Origin of the sequence: Pseudomonas sp. BS-2016, from assembly GCF_001806145.1 — a bacterium.
Lineage (GTDB): Bacteria > Pseudomonadota > Gammaproteobacteria > Pseudomonadales > Pseudomonadaceae > Aquipseudomonas > Aquipseudomonas lundensis.
The window spans coordinates 1-1,507 of record NZ_MLCT01000128.1 but is presented as its reverse complement, the minus strand read 5'-3'; the positions used below and the strand labels follow the sequence as shown (position 1 = coordinate 1,507).

Sequence of the window (1,507 nt, the reverse complement as noted above, 5' to 3'; positions counted from 1 at the left end):
CGGGTGAGTTAGCTGAATGTGGGAGCCGGGCTTGCCCGCGATGCAGACGCCTCGGTATTCAGTCGTACCGAGGCGCCTGCATCGCAGGCAAGCCAGCTCCCACACAAACCCGCTACCCCATTCTTGATTAGAGCGGCTTGCCCCGATTGCCATGCTGGCTGACGAACGCCTGCACCGCCTTCAGGTCATTGGCCAACACGGTGCAGCGCTCTTCGCGCTCGAACAGGTCGGTCAAATGTTCCGGCAGATCCAGCGCCTTGCCAATGCCGGCTTTCTCGACCGCTTCCGGGAACTTGACCGGGTGTGCGGTACCGAGGATCACCATTGGAATATCCAGGCTGCGGCGGCATTCGCGGGCGGCTTTCACGCCGATAGCCGTGTGCGGGTCGAGCACTTCGCCGGTCTCGGCATAGACCTGCGCGATGGTTTCGCAGGTCTGCGCATCGTCCACGGCCAGGGAATCGAACAGCTTGCGGGTTTCGGTCCAGCGCTCTTGCTCGACGCTGAAACCGCCACCTTGCTTGAAGCTGTTCATCAACTCGGCCAGGGCTGCGCCGTTACGACCGTGCATGTCGAACAGCAGGCGCTCGAAGTTCGACGACACCATGATGTCCATGGACGGCGACAGCGTGGCGTGCAGGGTTTCCTTCACATACTGGTTGCCGCTCATGAAGCGATGCAGGATGTCGTTGCGGTTGGTGGCGACGATCAACTGGTTGATCGGCAGGCCCATGTTGCGCGCCAGGTAACCGGCAAAAATGTCGCCGAAGTTGCCGGTCGGCACCGAGAACGACACCGAACGCGCCGGGCCGCCCAACTGCAGCGAAGCGTGGAAGTAGTAGACGATCTGGGCCATGATCCGCGCCCAGTTGATCGAGTTCACCGCCACCAGGCGTGTGCCCTTGAGGAAGCTCTGGTCAGCGAAGCTGTTCTTGACCATTTCCTGGCAGTCATCGAAGTTGCCTTCGATGGCGATGTTGTGGATGTTCTCACCGAAGATGGTGGTCATCTGCCGACGTTGCACTTCCGACACGCGCTTGTGCGGGTGCAGGATGAAGATGTCGACGTTTTCGCAGTGCTTGCACCCTTCGATGGCCGCCGAGCCGGTATCGCCGGAGGTAGCACCGATGATCACCACGCGCTCGCCACGTTTTTCCAGCACGTAGTCGAGCAGGCGACCGAGCAGTTGCAGGGCGAAGTCCTTGAACGCCAGGGTCGGGCCGTGGAACAGCTCCAGTACCCACTCATTGCCGTTCAGTTGGCGCAGGGGCGCGATGGCGTTGTGGGAAAACACGCCATAGGTTTCTTCCAGAATCTTCTTGAAGTCCGCATCCGGAATGCTGCCGGTCACGAACGGGCGCATCACTCGGAAAGCCAGCTCGTGATACGGCAGGCCGGCCCAGGAGGCGATTTCTTCCTGGGTGAAGCGTGGCAGGTTTTCCGGCACATACAGGCCGCCGTCGGTGGCAAGGCCTGCCAGCAGAACGTCTTCGAAATTCAGGGCCGG

The 1,507-nt window shown here is 61.1% G+C and carries 1 protein-coding gene; it reads right to left on the bottom strand.

Annotation, left to right across the window (positions count from 1 at the left end; genetic code table 11):
* Positions 1-127: 127 nt before the first annotated feature.
* Positions 128-1,507 (bottom strand): threonine synthase (thrC, locus tag BKD70_RS22960; protein WP_070415465.1); only part of this gene is annotated, 1,380 nt, incomplete at its 5' end.